The following is a 15,654-nucleotide window of genomic DNA, read 5'->3' on the forward strand; positions in this document are numbered from 1 at the left end:
TTATGGGAACCTACGACAATCCCGTTTTTCACGATAATGTGTATGGTCACACTCTTGCGGTCATTGGCCGTAAGACTCGTGTTGAAGAAGGTCTGCATTTAGACATTGGCTGTAGTTATGCACGCTTAGGCGAGGCTGTAGAAGCGCAGCTGGAGCGTACATACGTCGGTTTTGATATTGATGACGAAGCCCTGGAAGCAGTGCGCAGTCGGGGATTACGAGCGCACAAACTTGATCTTAGTGATTTAGCCGCTGCGCGAGGGGTCTTGGATGATGCCATTGCTAGTGAAAAAGTATTATCCATCTCTATTCTAGACACTCTTGAGCATGTAGCTAATCCTTTGGAAGTTCTTATCTTTCTCAGGGAAGTGGCGCTAAAGTTTAACTGCCCTATTCTTGTAACAGTTCCAAACATGGCTCATAGGGATGTCGGATTCAAGTTGGCTTTCGGAGCTTGGGACAAAACTGAGAAAGGTTTGCTTGATAAAACCCATTTACAGTTTTTCAACGACAAAATCGTTTCAGATCTTCTGAGTCGTGCAGGTCTTCACGAAATAGATCGGTATGATGTATTGTTGGAGCAAAGTGATCAGCACTTTCCCACTTATCATCCCGCACTTGCTACATCCACACCTTTAAATAAATTTCTGCATAATTTAAGGGATGGCGTAGACGCCTCTGCTAGTGTAAACCAGTTTGTGAGGTTGTGTTTGCCTGGGCCAGTGGTGCCAGAGCCAGCCAAGTCGGAATCGCGCCCATTCTTATCTATTATTACCCGTACTCAAGGTCGGCGGCCTGATACTCTTCGGGACGTGCTATTATGCCTATCAGCGCAAACTGAACAAGATTTCGAGTTGCTGATCATAGGCCATCGGTTGGATAAGGCTAGCCAGCTATTGGTCGAGCGATTGATTGACGACACGCATGCAACGTTTAGGAAAAAAGTTCGCTTTATCTTAGTTGATAAAGGCAATCGGACCGAGCCCTTGAACGTAGGTTTCAGTTCCGCTCGAGGGGACTATGTCGCAATCCTGGATGATGACGATATTGTCTTGGCGAATTGGGTAGAGCATTTTAAAAGCCTCGCTGTCACCAATCCGGGTCGCGTACTTCGGGCGACTGCCGTAGCTCAGTCTTGGGAACCCGTTACTACGTTGCACGGCACTAAGAGCGTTCGCGCTGTGGGTGGGATGGAGACACGCTACCCAAACCATTTTGATTATTTTACTCACCTTATTCAAAATGAGACCCCACCGGTTAGCTTGGCATTCCCTGCAGATTGTTTTCGCGCTTTGGGGTTGCGCTTCGATGACACGTTGACAACTACCGAAGATTGGGATTTCCTCATCCGCACCGCGGCTATCTGTGGTGTAGGCTCTAGCCCGGAGATTACATCTATCTACCGGCAGTGGCATAGCGGTGAATCTTCCTTTACCGTCCATTCTTCCGAGGAGTGGACTGCCAATCATTATGCCATCTGGAAGAAACTCGACAGTCTTCCTCTGCTTTTAGATACCGGAGGCGCGACGAGGGTACGCCAATTGGTAACCTTTTGGTTGGAGCGCTCCAACCAAGGTAAAGAGCAGCCGCTGCTTCCACTGCCTCACCCAGACTTAGAGGCTGAACAATATAAGAATGCGCTAAGAGATCGCATTCACAATCGTCTGCACAGTAAAGCTTGGCGGATAACCTATCCCATACGCCTGTTCGGTATGCTGCTAGGCAGGCGGTTCTCTTATCCTCAGCTTTGGGCGATGGACGCTGCAGCGTTAGAGAACTATACAGCTCAACTGCAACAATCTAGCAGTATTCGAGTCGCCGAGAAGCTGAAACGAATAGCGTATAAGATTGGCTTTCGTTAAATAGGAGAGAGACCCGTCTGGCAACTTTCTGGCGGGTCAATTTTATGAATATAAGTATTGTGCTTTGTACATATAACGGTAGTCGCTATTTAAAAGCGCAGTTGGAAAGTATTGTCTCGCAGGAATGTCTAGTGATGGTGCAGATCATTATTTTCGATGACTGTTCCACGGACGGCACTCAAGAAATCATAGAGGGCTATTCAAGCGTCTTTCGTGCCAAGGGCTGGAAAGTTTCTCTTCGCTATCGAGTTTTGAATGTTGGTTACATACAGAATTTTACCGACGCGATACTTCTCGCAGAAGGGGATGTAGTGCTATTTTCCGACCAAGACGACGTGTGGATGCCTAGCAGAATTCACGATGTACTGGTGCTTTTCAATACGGACGTTGAACTGGTTCTGGTTCACTCAGATGCCGCATTGATTGATGCTAATGACCACTGTTTGGGTCGAACTATATTCGACCAGCTAAAAGTTTCTCCTTTTGAACGATATCTTCTCCATAGCGGGCAGCATGTCACTGCTTTTCTTAACCGGAATTTGGTGACAGGAGCTACGATGGCTGTAAGGCGGGACGTTTTGGCTGCTGCTTTACCTGTCCCCTCTGGCTGGATTCATGACGAATGGATTGCACTCTATTGCAGCTTGTTTGGAAAGTGCCTAACGCTCAGTCAGGGATTTATACGTTACAGAACGCATTCATCTAATACTGTAGGTTTGGGTGATCCAGCGCCCACTATACGGCGTTCCATTATTCGTGAAAATAAGCTGAAGTACATTGATAGTCGGTTGCAGAAATTAGACTTCGCACTGGCTCGCAAAGATATTAGCGGTGAAGCCTGTCGGACCCTGCTCAGTCATCGAGAATTTCTAGGATTGCGTGGGGATACCATCAGGCTTCGCCTGCCGAGACGATTGTTGCGTCTTGTTATCTCTGCCCCTAGGTATTTTCGCCATCCTGGTGGATTTAAGAAACTTGTCTCGGACGCTGTGTTCTAATTCGTTAAGTACTCATAGATGTACCAATGGAGTGCCTTGTAAAGGGGCGCCCGGCCGGTCAGCTGGCATCGGAGTTAAACTTGGGCCGAAGTCCCAAATTTATCGCCGAGAGCGGCGACGCTAAATCCATTGCTTGCTTTATTCATAGCGTAATTGTGAAGAGCAAGCTCGGGGTCAAATCTTTCCTAAAAATGCACCAAGCAACAAACTGCACTGCCCAACCAAGGTCTGTCTGTACACGCCGGAGCGCCAAAGCGCCCACAGTCCCTTGAGTCCGCGGGTGCCATGGCTTTGCTTGAACCATCGCAAAGCTTCTGCATCCTTCTGATTTAGCGGCGGCTGGAGCTGCTCCAGAATGCTCAGGTTTGCCTGGCTCCATTTGCGGAACCGTCCCTGCAGCAACATGCCCAGGCGCTTGTAGCGAGCGGAAAGCTTCGTATTAGCCCCAATCACATTATGCGCATGCTGGCGATAGTCGAGCGCTGGCTGGGCATCATAGATGACCGGGCCGCTATACGCCGTCACAAGGAGATACGCCAGCCAATCGTGGGCGATAACGTGCGCTTCAGTTGGGAGCTTAGTCAACAGGCTTCTGGCCTGTGCATTGAGAAGCATTGTATTGGCGCCGGCCAAGCTTTGAACCAATGCGTTGCGAAACGACGGCCGACGGGAAAACAGCGGAGACAGCCCCAAGTAATGGCCTTGCTCGTCCACGAGCCTGCAGCGCCCGCAATACAGGGCGGGTTGGCCCGTGGCTTCGGCACGTTGCAGCGTGCTTAGTGAGTGGGCGAGCTTATTTGCATGCCATACGTCGTCCTGGTCGGCAAAGGCAAAGTAGTCCGCGTCAATTCCAGAATCGCAAGCCAATGACATGAAGTTTTCAGCGAAGCCCCGACCTGGGCCTCTGCGGATTGTCAGGCGGTCCCCCAATCTGGACCGATGCTCCTCCAATAGCCTAAGGGTGGCATCGGTTGAACCATCATCTGAGACTACGAGGAACCAGCGGTCGTAGGTCTGATCAATGATGGACTGGAGCTGTTCAGCGAGGAAAGCGGCGCCGTTGTAGGTGCACATTAAAATGGCCACAAGCGGTTGGCTTTCGGGAGGGGCTCCGCGCTGGTTGTCAAGCGTCATGCTTTGGTATTTTCCCGTTAGTTGAACAGGTATTGCTGCAACTGATGGGGGCAGCATAAAACCTTGTAAATCATACCAGAACCCGGCCGATGGCTTCGACCTGTACTGGCTAGCTAGGTAAGGCACATACCGGAGCTAGATGATTCAAGGGTGGTAATGTCTGCCGGGCCCGGCTTATCCTTCCAGATTGCAAAGACTCTACGGGGGAATTACCTATGTACAGATGCCTCACCGCATGATGCTGACTGCACTACGGTCGCGGCTGATCAACCTCCCGCGCCGTCAAAAGCGCTTGATGCAGGTTACGACGGACGTGGTACTGGTCTGGCTTGCGCTGTACCTGGCGTTTGTGGTGCGCTTGGGCATCGATGACGCGGGTAATCCCTTTGCGAGGCATACTTGGCTATTCATTACGGCCCCGCTTTTCTCAATCCCAATCTTCATCCGCTCTGGCATGTACCGTGCCGTGATGCGCTATTTTGGCAACGACGCGTTGATGGCCATCGCCAAGGCCGTATCACTGTCATCACTGGTGCTCGCATTGGCCGTTTACTGGTACAGCGACCACAAAGTCATCGTGCCGCGCTCAATCATCTTCAACTACTGGTGGATCAGCCTTGTGCTCACTGGTGGCCTGCGCCTGGCAATGCGGCAGTTCTTCCATGGGGATTGGTTCATGGGCTTGCAAGGCGTGCCCCGGATGCGGCGTGACCAAGGCCTGACCAAGGTCGCCGTCTATGGCGCAGGGGTTGCAGGAAACCAGTTGGTGGCCGCGCTTCGGCTTGGCCAGCGCATGCGCCCAGTTGCGTTCATTGACGACGATTCCACAATTGCTAACCGCGTGATCTCAGGCTTGGCCGTTTACAAGCCCAAGCACCTGGAGCAGATGCTTCGTGAAACCGGCGCCACGGAAATCCTGCTGGCGCTGCCTTCGGTAAGCCGCTCCCGGCGACGGGAAATCCTCGAGTACCTAGAGGGCTTCCCGTTGCACGTTCGCAGCGTTCCAAATTTCTCGGACCTGGCGGCTGGCCGGGTAAGCGTTCAGGACCTGCAGGAAGTGGACATCGCTGACCTGCTGGGCCGTGATGCCGTGCCGGCGCAAGAGGAACTGCTTGCACGCTGTATCACGGATCGTGCGGTAATGGTGACTGGCGCCGGTGGATCGATCGGCTCAGAGCTGTGCAGGCAGATCGTCGCGCTTCGGCCCAGGGTGCTCATCCTGTTCGAGCACAGCGAGTACAACCTTTATGCAATCCATCAGGAGTTGTCTGCGCTGATGGAGCGCACCGGGATCGCTGCGCAAGTGTTGCCTGTGCTCGGCTCCGTACGAAACCCCGAGAAGCTGTTCGACGTGATGCGCACCTGGAGCGTTGACACGGTGTATCACGCCGCCGCCTATAAGCACGTGCCCATCGTTGAGCACAACGTGGCCGAGGGCGTCTGGAACAATGTGATGGGTACGCTGTTTACCGCGCAGGCGGCGGTACGCACCAATGTCGCGAACTTCGTGCTTGTGTCAACGGACAAGGCTGTGCGCCCAACCAACGTGATGGGGAGCACCAAGCGCATGGCGGAAATGATGCTGCAAGCGCTCAGCCGCGAGGTCGCGCCGGTGTTGTTCCAGGATTCGGCTCGGGTGTCCCAGGTCAACCGAACACGCTTCACCATGGTTCGTTTCGGGAATGTGCTCGGGTCGTCAGGCTCGGTCATCCCGTTGTTCCACAAGCAGATCCGCGCGGGTGGACCATTGACGGTGACCCATCCGAAGGTCACCCGTTACTTCATGACCATTCCCGAGGCGGCGCAGTTGGTTATCCAGGCGGGTTCCATGGGGCAGGGGGGGGATGTGTTCGTGCTGGACATGGGCGAACCGGTGCGGATCGTGGAGCTTGCCGAGAAGATGGTACGGCTGTCGGGCTTGTCGGTACGCTCCGAGAAGAACCCCCAAGGCGATATAGCTATCGAGTTCACTGGGCTACGACCAGGAGAGAAGCTGTACGAAGAGCTGCTCATTGGGGACAACGTTGCTACGACTCGCCACCCGATGATCATGTGCGCCCAGGAGGATGCATTGGGGTGGGAGGCTTTGAAGGGCGGTTTGCAGTCCCTTCTGGATGCCTTGCAGGCAGATGACTACGTGCGTGTGCGTTATGTACTCAGAGAGCTGGTGAGTGGCTATGCCCCTTCAGACGAGATTGTCGACTGGAAGCATTTGCAGCAGAGGCGTGACCCTTGAAGGCCGATGAGCCTGCGCAGGAAGCCACGCACCCGGCTGCTGACAGACCTGATGCTTGAAGCTCAATGCACCTGCGCCGGCATCTCCACCGGCGCATACGCAAACTTGCTCAACGGCTTGACCCAGTACCGTTTGTAGTCCGCCTCGCTAGGCGGCACGGGCTTTTCGTTGAACCAGCCCGAAGGGTGCCGCAGCTCGGCACGGTAGGCGTCCCATTCCATCTTCAACGCCGCTTCCCTGGCGGTGGCTTCGTTCTCGAACCAGCCCAGTACGTAGGCTTCGCCGTATTCCCGGCCGTGCTCGATCAGCAAATAGATGTCGTTGTTCATGGGGAATCTCCGTCAATCAGCGGCGTTCGGTAGGCCTTGTTCTGGTTTCGGCTAGCGCTCTCCTTCACTTTAGACACCCCTTTGCAAAGTGGTGCAATGGAAACGTCACCTTCTGTTACACGCCCCGGATCAGCGGCAGAGGTTGAGTGCGGTGCCGAGTGGTCATAGGATGACTGCCTATCTGACTGCCTGCCGAGGGACCGCCATGAGCTATGCCTACATTTCCAGCCCCAACGATGGGCTGATCACCCATTACCACCTCAATGACGAAACCGGTGAGCTGAGCCTGGTTGAGCAGCTTACAGCGGGGGAGAAGGTGAACGCGTTGTCGCTGTCCCCGGACGGCAGCACCCTCTACGGCGCGCTGCGCGGCCAACCACCAAAGGTGGTGAGCTTCAGCGTGGACGCCGGCAGCGGCAAGCTCACACGCCGTGCCGAGGCACCACTTGGCGCGGGCCTATCGTATATGGCCACCGATCGCCAAGGCCGCTTCCTGTTTGGCGCTTCTTACGGGGAGGACGTGGTAACCCTGCAGCCCATTGACGACGAGCTCCAGGTACTGGAGGCGATCCGCAAATACCCAAGCGGCCTGCATGCGCATTCGGTGCGTACAGACCCAAGCAACCGCTTCGTATACGCCTGTGTACTGGGTGTCGATCGCGTGCTGCAATTCACCCTGGATGCCCAAGCGGGTGAATTACAGCCGATTGAAGAAGGGTTTGTAACGGTCGATGAGAACACCGGCCCGCGTCATATGGCCTTCTCCGAAGATGGCCGTTACATGTACGTGGTTGGTGAGATGAGCGGCACGGTGATCTCCTTTGCCATCGACGCGCAAACCGGTGCGCTCACCCAAATTGGCGTTGAAAGCGGCATCCCTGCGTCGCTCAACCTGAGCGAAGGCCTTGTGCGGGACAGCCGCAATAATAACTTGGCCGATGACCCTACACCCCGCGTGTGGTGTGCAGACATCCGCCTGGTGCCGGGCGGGAAGCTGCTGTATATCACCGAGCGCACCACCAGTTCGGTGAGCGTGTTCGAAGTGGCAGACGGTGGCCAGCTGAAATACCTCGACAACCATAAGCTCGAAGAGAAGCAACCGCGCAATATTGCTGTGTCGCCTAACGGGCAGTGGCTGATTGCCTGTGGTGAGCTGAGCAAGGTGGTGGGCACTTATCGCATTCATCCAGACGGTAGGATCGCCCGCGTGAGCCAGGCCCCTTCAGGGGACGGCGCGCTGTGGATCGAGGTGCTCGGCTAACACGGAAAACTTCGCTAACAGCTGTACACTGGTATTCGATTTCAGCTCCGCTAAGGTAGGTGCACGGCTCATGACGTGCCGTGCAACCTGTCAAGGAGCATTCCATGCGCAAGACTATCCTTTCTTCCATTCTCCTCGCTGCACTGGCTATCACTCCGCTCGCCGCCCAGGCCAATACCACCAGCACCGCACCCACGCCCTCCGCTGCGGCCATGGCCCAGAGCCTGGTCAATCTGAACACGGCGGACGCCACTACCCTGCAGAAGGAGCTTGCCGGCATTGGCGCGGCGAAAGCCCAGGCCATCGTCGCGTTCCGTGAACAGAACGGCGCCTTCACATCGGTAGACGAGCTGCTTGAGGTGCAAGGGATCGGGAAATCCCTGCTGGACAAGAACCGCGACCGCCTCGCTGTTAAATAATCGCTCCGCAAGCCCGGCCCTCGCTAAGGAAGGAGGGCAGGGCTACCGCTCTTTAAATGCTGGTTGACATCTTAAGCCTGCTCATCGCAAGCTCTTTGCATGATAACTGTCATCCAAGCGTTGTGGAGAGCCCTTCATGTCCCTGTCTGAAACCTGCAACCGTGCACTGCACCTTATCCGCTTGCACCGTGGAGGCCGCCCATGAACGCGCCTCGCATTGTGGTAACCGGCTTGGGCGCGGTGTCGCCCCTGGGTGTTGGCGTAGCGGCCAACTGGGCTCGTTTGATCGCTGGGGAGTCGGGTATCCGGGCGCTTGATCCCGCGACGGTGGAAGGGCTGTCCGTGGCGGTAGCGGGGCGTATACCTTCGCGGGATGAAGACCCAACCGCCGGCTTCGATCCCGAAGCCGTGGTAAGCGGCAAGGATCAGAAGAAAATGGCGCCGTTCATTGTGTATGCCCTGGCCGCTGCCGAAGAGGCCTTGAAGCAGGCGGGGTGGGCACCGTCGGATGATGAGGCTAGGGCCCGCACCGCGACGGTGATCGGCTCAGGCATTGGCGGGTTCGGTACCATTGCCGAAGCAGTGCGCACTACGGATGAGCGCGGCCCTCGGCGGCTGTCTCCGTTTACGATTCCGTCGTTCCTGGTCAACCTGGCCGCGGGCAACGTCTCGATCCGCTATGGCTTCCGTGGGCCGTTGGGCGCCCCTGTAACGGCGTGCGCGGCGGGTGTTCAAGCCATAGGGGATGCTGCGCGGATGATTCGCGCCGGCGAAGCTGATATCGCGCTATGCGGCGGAACGGAGGCGGCCATCGATCGCGTAAGCCTGGCCGGCTTTGCTGCCGCGCGGGCGGTGTCACCCAATGCCGTAGCCGCCGAGGCCTCCCGCCCCTTCGATAAAGACAGGGACGGCTTCGTGATGGGGGAGGGTGCAGGGCTGCTGGTGATTGAAACGCTCGAGCATGCTCAGGCCCGCGGCGCGGTACCGCTGGCAGAACTGGTGGGGTATGGCACCTCGGCGGATGCCTACCATCTCACCGCCGCGCCGGACGACGGCAACGGCGCGCAGCGTGCGATGCAGGCGGCGTTGGCCCAGGCAGGCATTGAACCCCGGCAGGTTGGGCATATCAACGCGCACGCTACCTCCACGCCGGTCGGCGACCGGGCCGAGTTGCAAGCCGTGCGGGCCGTGTTCGGGGATGCGCCGGAGCTGACCATCTCGGCCACGAAATCGGCTACGGGCCATTTGCTCGGCGCTGCGGGTGGCCTGGAGGCTATCTTCACTGTGCTTGCGCTGAGAGATCAGCTTGCGCCGCCCACGCTCAATTACCGTGCGGCGGATGAGGCCGTCGGTGCGCTCACGATAGCGGGGCCGAACGAACCTACACCCCTGTCCACGAGCTATGCCTTGTCCAATGGGTTCGGCTTCGGTGGCGTGAACGCGAGCGTTATCTTCCGCCGTTGGGTGGATTAGCACTATCGAGCTGTTCAGTTTTTGATCAGTTGCCGCAAACCCGCGCCAGCCGTGGGTTTGCGAGGTGTTCCCCCAGCTTATGCACAGCGCCATGCAAGTTTTAAAGGGATAAGTGCTGTATTTACAATCACATAGGGAAAACGCTGTATAACTCATAAACAGCAGGTCGGGCTGATCAAAAATTGATCATGTCGCCGCAGGCCCTGCCACCCGTGGCTTCCAGGGGGTTGTGCAACGGTTATCCACACAAGCGTCCCCGTGCTTTGTGCACAACCCCTAGGCAGTTGATCGGAAACTGCTCAATGCCTGCAAAGCCACGAGCACCGCGGCCTCCAGCGCTTACCCCCCAGCTTGTCCACACGTTCACACAAGGTTTTGTTGGATAACCTACGCTTGGGTATAGCTGGCCTTGAGCGAGCGTTTGGTGTCTTCCAGTATGCGCGTGGAAAGCGCCGGGTCTTTTACGCTCCGCGCGAGCACCAGGGCACCAACCAGTGACGACCACAGCACTGTTGCACGGGCCTCGGCGTCTTCGCCTTGTAGCAGTTTGGCAATCAGGGCCAGCCGGCCCTCGATGGCCTCATCCACGATTTCGCTGGGCTCTCCGCGCTGGCCCAGCTCTGCAGCCAGCGTAGGGAAGGGACAGCCGCGTTCCGGGTGGTCCCGGTGGCCTTCGCTCAGGTAGCGGTCGATCAGGGCTTCGAGAGGGGTAGGATTAGCCGCAGCTTCGGCAACCACTGTGTCCATTTCCGCAGTGGCTTCTCGCAGTACGGTTTCCACCAATGCCTGCTTGGATGCAAAGTGTGCGTAAAAGCCGCCGTGGGTGAGCCCCAGCGCCTTCATGAGGGGCTGCAGGCCGGTAGCGGCAATGCCATCGCGGCGAAAGCGCGCGCTGGCTTCCCGCAGGATGCGCTGATAGGTTTGTGCCTTGTGGTCCTGGGAATATCGCATAAGGGCTCCAGGGTGATGAAATGTTATGCGACATTCTATCACCCTGAGCGGCTATGGCTTAGCGATCACGCGCCTCTTTCGCGTCCATTTCCGCATTCCGCTCATGCACGCGCTTGAGCTGCGCTTCGCTCAAGGGCAGCTTTTGTGCGCTTTGGCGCAATACCATCAAGCCACCGACCACAGAGCCGATAGCCACCAACAGGATCAACCACGCATACCAGGGCATAAGAGCCTCCTTTACCGCTTCGAGTAACGCCGCCTGGCGTTGGTTCCAGTATAGGGCCCGGGGCGCATGTACTCCCGCCCAAATGCCCTCCCTCGGGGAAGCAAATCCGCTACAATGCGCGCCGTTTTCCAGTTTGCCGCCGAGAGCCCACATGCCTGCCTGCCAGTCGCCCGTTATTGTCGCTTTGGACTTTTCCACCCGCGAAGCCGCCTTGGCGCTTGCGGATCGCCTGGACCCTGCCCTGTGCCGGGTTAAAGTGGGCAAGGAACTGTTCACCAGCAGCGCGGCAGGCATTGTGGAAGCGCTGAACGATCGTGGCTTCGAAGTGTTCCTGGACCTTAAATTCCATGACATCCCCAACACTACGGCCATGGCGGTGAAAGCGGCTGCCGAGATGGGCGTGTGGATGGTGAACGTACACTGCTCGGGCGGCCTGCGCATGATGAGCGCCTGCCGTGAAGTGCTGGAGCAAAAAGGCGGGCACAAGCCGCTGCTGATTGGCGTGACCGTGCTCACCAGCATGGAGCGCGAAGATCTCGCCGGCATCGGCCTGGATGTAGACCCGCAAGAGCAGGTGCTGCGTTTGGCTGCCTTGGCTGAGAAAGCCGGGATGGATGGCCTGGTGTGCTCCGCCCTGGAGGCGCCGGCGCTCAAGGCCGCGCACCCGAGCCTGCAACTGGTTACCCCCGGCATCCGGCCCGCCGGCAGCGCCCAGGATGACCAGCGTCGCATCCTCACCCCACGCCAGGCGCTGGATGCCGGCTCCGATTACCTGGTAATCGGCCGCCCGATCAGCCAGGCGGCGGACCCGGCCGAGGCCTTGGCGCGGGTGGTGGCTGAGCTCAACGGCTGATCGGTCCAGCCATTCCCGCTGATCTGAGCCCCTAAAGGTCGGCGTGGCGGCTCACGCCTGCGGCGGTTGCCCATTCGATGCATGCAGCCCGCCGTCCACGGGCAGGTTTACGCCGTTCACGAACCGGGCGTCATCGCTGGCGAGGAAGGCAATCACGTCGGCGATTTCCTGAGGCTCGGCGGCGCGGCCCATGGGGATGCGTTCTTCGAACTTGGCCATCAGCGCCTCGTCGTTCTTCATCTCTGCCGTGAGGTCGCTCCAGGTGAGCGCGGGGCACACGGCGTTCACACGTACGCCCTGGCGGCCATATTCCAGCGCTAGCGAGCGGGTGAAGTTGCTGACCGCGCCCTTGGCCGCGTTGTAGAAGCTCATGCCCCAGTCCCCGCCTAGGCCGGATACCGAAGACAGGTTGATGATCGAGCCTTTGCTCTCGATCAGATGAGGCATTGCCGCGCGGCAGCCGTAGAACACCCCGTTCACGTCGATGCTCATCACGTTGTGCCAGTCTTCCATCGGCGTTTCGGTAAGCGAGCCGGTAGGCGCAACCCCGGCATTGTTCACCAGCACGTCCAGCTTGCCGAAGCGCTCGATCGTCTGGTTGATAACGTCCTGCACGGCTTCCCAGGACGATACGTCCGCTGGCACTACCAGGGTTTTATCTTCCGGCAGCAGCGCCGCGATGCGCTCGAGTTTGGACTTGTCCCGGCCCACCAGCGTTACCAGCGCGCCCTCCGCACCGAACCGCTGCGCGGTGGCCGCCCCGATGCCAGAGCCAGCGCCTGTAACGATTACAACCTTGTCGACAAACCTGAACATGCCCAGCTCCTGAAAAATGAATGGCTCATTTTCTGAGAGCGCCGCAAGAGCAGGGTTCCGCCTTTATGCTGCCCGGCTCAGGCTGCGCGCCGGTTGGCATTCAGAATCAGCAAGGTAACCACGCCGGCGACAATGCCCCAGAAGGCCGAGCCGATGGAGAACAGCGTCATTCCCGAGGCAGTGACCATGAAGGTGATCAGTGCCGCTTCCCGCTCGCGGGGCTCGGCCATGGCCTGGGTAAGGCCGTTGACGATGGAGCCGAACAGCGCCAGCGCGGCGATGGAGAGCACCAGCTCACGCGGGAAGGCCGCGAACAGCGCGGCCAGTGTGGCGCCGAACGTGCCGGCCGCGCCATAGAACACGCCGCACCACACCGCCGCCGTGTAGCGCTTCGCCGGGTTTTCATGGGCTTGTGGCCCGGTGCAGATTGCGGCGCTGATGGCCGCCAGGTTGATGCCATGGGAGCCGAAAGGCGCCAGTAGCAGCGAGGCGATGCCGGTGACTGTGATCAGCGGGGAGGCGGGCACCTGATAGCCGTCGGCCCGCAGCACGGCCATGCCTGGCATGTTCTGCGAGGTCATGCACACCACGAACAGCGGTATGGCGATGCTGATGGTGGCGCCAAGTGAGAACGCCGGCGTGGTCCACACGGGCACAGCAAGCTGCAAGCTTACGCCGCTGAAGTTCAGCAACCCCAGCCCCGCCGCAAGCGCCAGGCCAACCAGCAAGGCCACCAGCACGGCGTAACGGGGCGAGGCGCGCTTGCACACCAGGTAGGCGAAGAACATACCCAGCACCAACAGCGTTTGGTGCTGAGCAGCGATAAAGATCTCGCTACCAATGCGGAACAGAATGCCGGCCAGCAGCGCAGCAGCCAGCGAACCCGGTAACCGCCGCACCAGCCGTTCGAAAGTGCCGGTTACGCCGCACACCGTCACCAGTGCCGCGCAGGTGAGATAGGCGCCGATCGCTTCGGGGTAGCTCACGTCGCCCAGGCTGGTGATCAGCAAAGCCGCGCCGGGCGTGGACCAGGCCACGGTGATTGGCGTGCGGTAGCGCAATGACAAGCCGATGCTGCACAGCGCCATGCCGATGGACAGCGCCCAGATCCACGACGCGATCTGCCCCGCGCTCAAACCGGCAGCCTGGCCGGCCTGGTACATGAGGATGAGGGAGCTGGTGTAGCCGGTCATCATCGCAATGAAGCCTGCCACTACGGCGGATACAGAGGTGTCGGCAAGCGGTCGGAGGCGGGGAGGGGCTGCGCTGAGCATGGGGCGGATCCTTGCGTGTGGTGCACGAAGGGTACCGCCGCCTTGCCGGATTCAAGCCGTACAGCGAGGGGAACATTGGGCGATACAGTAGCCAGTTGCGGTTCACCCTGTAGGAAGCTGGCGAAGCTAGCGAATGGGTTTAAAAGTCCATATGCAGGATTAATCGCCTATTCGCGAGCTTCGCCGGACGGCCGGCCCCGCCGCTTCCCACAAAGTTAGGCAGTGGCTCTGATAATTACTTGATCAACCCGAGGAATTCCATGCGGGTGGCGGCGTTGTCGCGGAATTCGCCCAGCATCACCGAGGTGATCATGGTGGAGTTCTGCTTTTCCACGCCGCGCATCATCATGCACATGTGCTTGGCTTCAACCACCACGGCCACGCCGGCAGCGCCGGTGACCTGCAGGATCGCGTCGGCGATCTGGCGGCTGAGGTTTTCCTGGATCTGCAGGCGGCGGGCGTACATGTCCACGATGCGCGCCACCTTGGAGAGGCCCAGCACCTTGCCGTTAGGCAGGTAAGCCACGTGAGCCTTGCCGATGAAGGGCAGCATGTGGTGTTCGCACAGGGAATACAGCTCGATGTCCTTCACCAGCACCATTTCGCTGTTGTCGGAGCTGAACAAGGCGCCATTGGTGACTTCTTCGAGGGTTTGCTCGTAGCCGCGGCAGAGGTACTGCATGGCCTTGGCGGCCCGCTTGGGCGTGTCCAGCAGGCCCTCGCGCGAGATGTCCTCGCCGATCTGACCGAGAATGGCGCTGTATTGCTGTTCCAGGGACATGAATTTACCTGTAAGAAAATTTTTTGCAGGCGCGTAGGGTAAGGCCGCCAATCAGGCGCCGCAAGTCTGCCTTGGGGCGCGCGGGTGCGGTTATTCGTCCCGGCCCTCGAGCATGGTGCGCCGCAGCATCACATACACAGCGCCAGTGCCGCCGTGGCGAGGCTGGCACGAGGTGAAGCCCAGTACCTGGGGATGCTGGCGCAACCAGGTGTTCACATGGCTCTTGATCATAGGCCGCTTGCCGTCCAGCCGCGACGCCTTGCCGTGGGTCACTCGCACACAGCGGATCTCGAGGCGGGTGGCTTCGGCAAGGAATTCCCAGAGGATCTCCCTGGCCTTCTCTACCTGCATGCCGTGCAGGTCCAGGCTGCCTTCGAAGGCAATCTGGCCGAGCTTGAGCTTGCGCATCTGGCCTTCCTGCACGCCGTCCCGCGCCCAGTCCAGCGCATCCTCGGGGCCCACGTCGATCACGAACTGATCAGACAGCCCATCCACCACCTTTACGTCCTGGCGTACGGTCGCGGCCTGGCGCAGGGTTTGCACCCGCTGGCGGTCGGCGCGTGGCTTGCCGGTGTCCGCGCGGTCGTGGCGGATGGGCTTTACCCCCCGCACTTCCGATTGGAACAGGGAAAAATCGTCGTCTTGCATCGTTGCCTCCAAACAGGAGGCCAGTCTACGCGAGTCAGTCGTGCTTTTTCATCAGGTGTGGCGCCAGGTTCAGGTCCTGTGTGCGCCGCATCCGCCGACGGCAGCGCCGCCACACGATGATCCCCAGGTAAAGGAACAGCAGGCCGAACACCACCTGGATAATGGCACCGGTGGTGCTGGTATCGAGGCCTTCAAGGGCAGGTGGGCGGCCCAGCAGGCTGGCCGCGCCGGCCATGCCCAGCAGGATGCCAAAGGTGGCCAGCAATGCCGCGAAGGTTGCACCCAACCGCATCCGCCACCGGTTTGGACCGCGAGGGCGAAGCCGGCGGGCGTCAAAACCGTCGTCGGATAGCTTCATCGGGAGTTCCTCAGGTGAATATCGGCCCTTCGACC

16 protein-coding genes are annotated in these 15,654 nt (G+C 58.8%); 7 read left to right on the forward strand and 9 right to left on the reverse strand.

Annotation, left to right across the window (positions count from 1 at the left end):
* Nucleotides 1–2: 2 nt before the first annotated feature.
* Together G7016_RS04330 and G7016_RS04335 are read left to right on the forward strand one after the other, a co-directional pair.
* Nucleotides 3–1,862: a glycosyltransferase gene (locus G7016_RS04330; protein ID WP_181111605.1), complete on the forward strand. Its 1,860-nt coding sequence runs from the start codon at nucleotides 3–5 to the stop codon at nucleotides 1,860–1,862.
* A gap of 44 nt (nucleotides 1,863–1,906) precedes the next feature.
* Nucleotides 1,907–2,860: a glycosyltransferase gene (locus G7016_RS04335; RefSeq protein ID WP_181111606.1), complete on the forward strand. Its 954-nt coding sequence runs from the start codon at nucleotides 1,907–1,909 to the stop codon at nucleotides 2,858–2,860.
* 174 nt (nucleotides 2,861–3,034) lie between these two features.
* On the opposite strand, the gene G7016_RS04340 is transcribed toward G7016_RS04335, so the two are convergent.
* Nucleotides 3,035–3,994, reverse strand: coding sequence for a glycosyltransferase family 2 protein (locus G7016_RS04340; RefSeq protein WP_258195058.1), 960 nt, complete (start codon nucleotides 3,992–3,994; stop codon nucleotides 3,035–3,037).
* Between the two features lie 238 nt (nucleotides 3,995–4,232).
* Here G7016_RS04340 and G7016_RS04345 point away from each other — a divergent pair, with 238 nt between their 5' ends.
* Nucleotides 4,233–6,230, forward strand: a complete 1,998-nt coding sequence (locus G7016_RS04345) for a polysaccharide biosynthesis protein (RefSeq protein ID WP_375139677.1) — start codon at nucleotides 4,233–4,235, stop codon at nucleotides 6,228–6,230.
* 62 nt (nucleotides 6,231–6,292) lie between these two features.
* On the opposite strand, the gene G7016_RS04350 is transcribed toward G7016_RS04345, so the two are convergent.
* Complete coding sequence (locus G7016_RS04350) at nucleotides 6,293–6,559, reverse strand: hypothetical protein (protein WP_181111608.1); 267 nt, start codon at nucleotides 6,557–6,559, stop codon at nucleotides 6,293–6,295.
* A gap of 205 nt (nucleotides 6,560–6,764) precedes the next feature.
* Between G7016_RS04350 and G7016_RS04355 the strand changes: the two genes are divergently transcribed.
* From G7016_RS04355 to fabF, 3 genes are all read left to right on the forward strand, one after another.
* The gene (locus tag G7016_RS04355) at nucleotides 6,765–7,820 is read left to right on the forward strand and encodes a lactonase family protein (protein ID WP_258195059.1); all 1,056 of its coding nucleotides are present in this window, start codon (nucleotides 6,765–6,767) and stop codon (nucleotides 7,818–7,820) included.
* Between the two features lie 104 nt (nucleotides 7,821–7,924).
* The gene (locus G7016_RS04360; protein ID WP_181111610.1) at nucleotides 7,925–8,239 is read left to right on the forward strand and encodes a ComEA family DNA-binding protein; all 315 of its coding nucleotides are present in this window, start codon (nucleotides 7,925–7,927) and stop codon (nucleotides 8,237–8,239) included.
* Between the two features lie 201 nt (nucleotides 8,240–8,440).
* Nucleotides 8,441–9,712, forward strand: a complete 1,272-nt coding sequence (fabF, locus tag G7016_RS04365; RefSeq protein WP_181111611.1) for a beta-ketoacyl-ACP synthase II — start codon at nucleotides 8,441–8,443, stop codon at nucleotides 9,710–9,712.
* Nucleotides 9,713–10,099: 387 nt separating this feature from the next.
* Here fabF and G7016_RS04370 read toward each other — a convergent pair whose 3' ends face one another.
* On the reverse strand, nucleotides 10,100–10,663 hold the full coding sequence (locus G7016_RS04370) for a TetR/AcrR family transcriptional regulator (protein ID WP_181111612.1): 564 nt from the start codon (nucleotides 10,661–10,663) through the stop codon (nucleotides 10,100–10,102).
* Between the two features lie 58 nt (nucleotides 10,664–10,721).
* On the reverse strand, nucleotides 10,722–10,889 hold the full coding sequence (locus G7016_RS04375; protein WP_181111613.1) for a DUF2897 family protein: 168 nt from the start codon (nucleotides 10,887–10,889) through the stop codon (nucleotides 10,722–10,724).
* 151 nt (nucleotides 10,890–11,040) lie between these two features.
* On the opposite strand from G7016_RS04375, the gene pyrF reads away from it, so the two are divergent.
* Nucleotides 11,041–11,742: an orotidine-5'-phosphate decarboxylase gene (gene pyrF, locus G7016_RS04380; protein WP_181111614.1), complete on the forward strand. Its 702-nt coding sequence runs from the start codon at nucleotides 11,041–11,043 to the stop codon at nucleotides 11,740–11,742.
* A gap of 51 nt (nucleotides 11,743–11,793) precedes the next feature.
* Here pyrF and G7016_RS04385 read toward each other — a convergent pair whose 3' ends face one another.
* The 5 genes from G7016_RS04385 to G7016_RS04405 form a co-directional block, all read right to left on the reverse strand.
* A complete protein-coding gene (locus G7016_RS04385; RefSeq protein WP_181111615.1) occupies nucleotides 11,794–12,558 on the reverse strand; it encodes an SDR family NAD(P)-dependent oxidoreductase in 765 nt (254 codons plus the stop codon).
* Nucleotides 12,559–12,635: 77 nt separating this feature from the next.
* Nucleotides 12,636–13,832: a benzoate/H(+) symporter BenE family transporter gene (locus G7016_RS04390; RefSeq protein WP_181111616.1), complete on the reverse strand. Its 1,197-nt coding sequence runs from the start codon at nucleotides 13,830–13,832 to the stop codon at nucleotides 12,636–12,638.
* 235 nt (nucleotides 13,833–14,067) lie between these two features.
* Nucleotides 14,068–14,613 carry a GTP cyclohydrolase I FolE gene (gene folE, locus G7016_RS04395; RefSeq protein WP_181111617.1) on the reverse strand — a complete coding sequence of 182 codons (546 nt, stop codon included), beginning with the start codon at nucleotides 14,611–14,613 and terminating at the stop codon, nucleotides 14,068–14,070.
* 90 nt (nucleotides 14,614–14,703) lie between these two features.
* Nucleotides 14,704–15,261, reverse strand: a complete 558-nt coding sequence (locus tag G7016_RS04400) for a Smr/MutS family protein (protein WP_181111618.1) — start codon at nucleotides 15,259–15,261, stop codon at nucleotides 14,704–14,706.
* A gap of 34 nt (nucleotides 15,262–15,295) precedes the next feature.
* Nucleotides 15,296–15,619 (reverse strand): hypothetical protein, encoded by a 324-nt coding sequence (locus G7016_RS04405; protein ID WP_181111619.1) that lies wholly within the window; start codon nucleotides 15,617–15,619, stop codon nucleotides 15,296–15,298.
* Between the last annotated feature and the right edge of the window lie 35 nt (nucleotides 15,620–15,654).

The organism is Pseudomonas japonica, assembly GCF_013522925.1.
Lineage (GTDB): Bacteria > Pseudomonadota > Gammaproteobacteria > Pseudomonadales > Pseudomonadaceae > Aquipseudomonas > Aquipseudomonas japonica_A.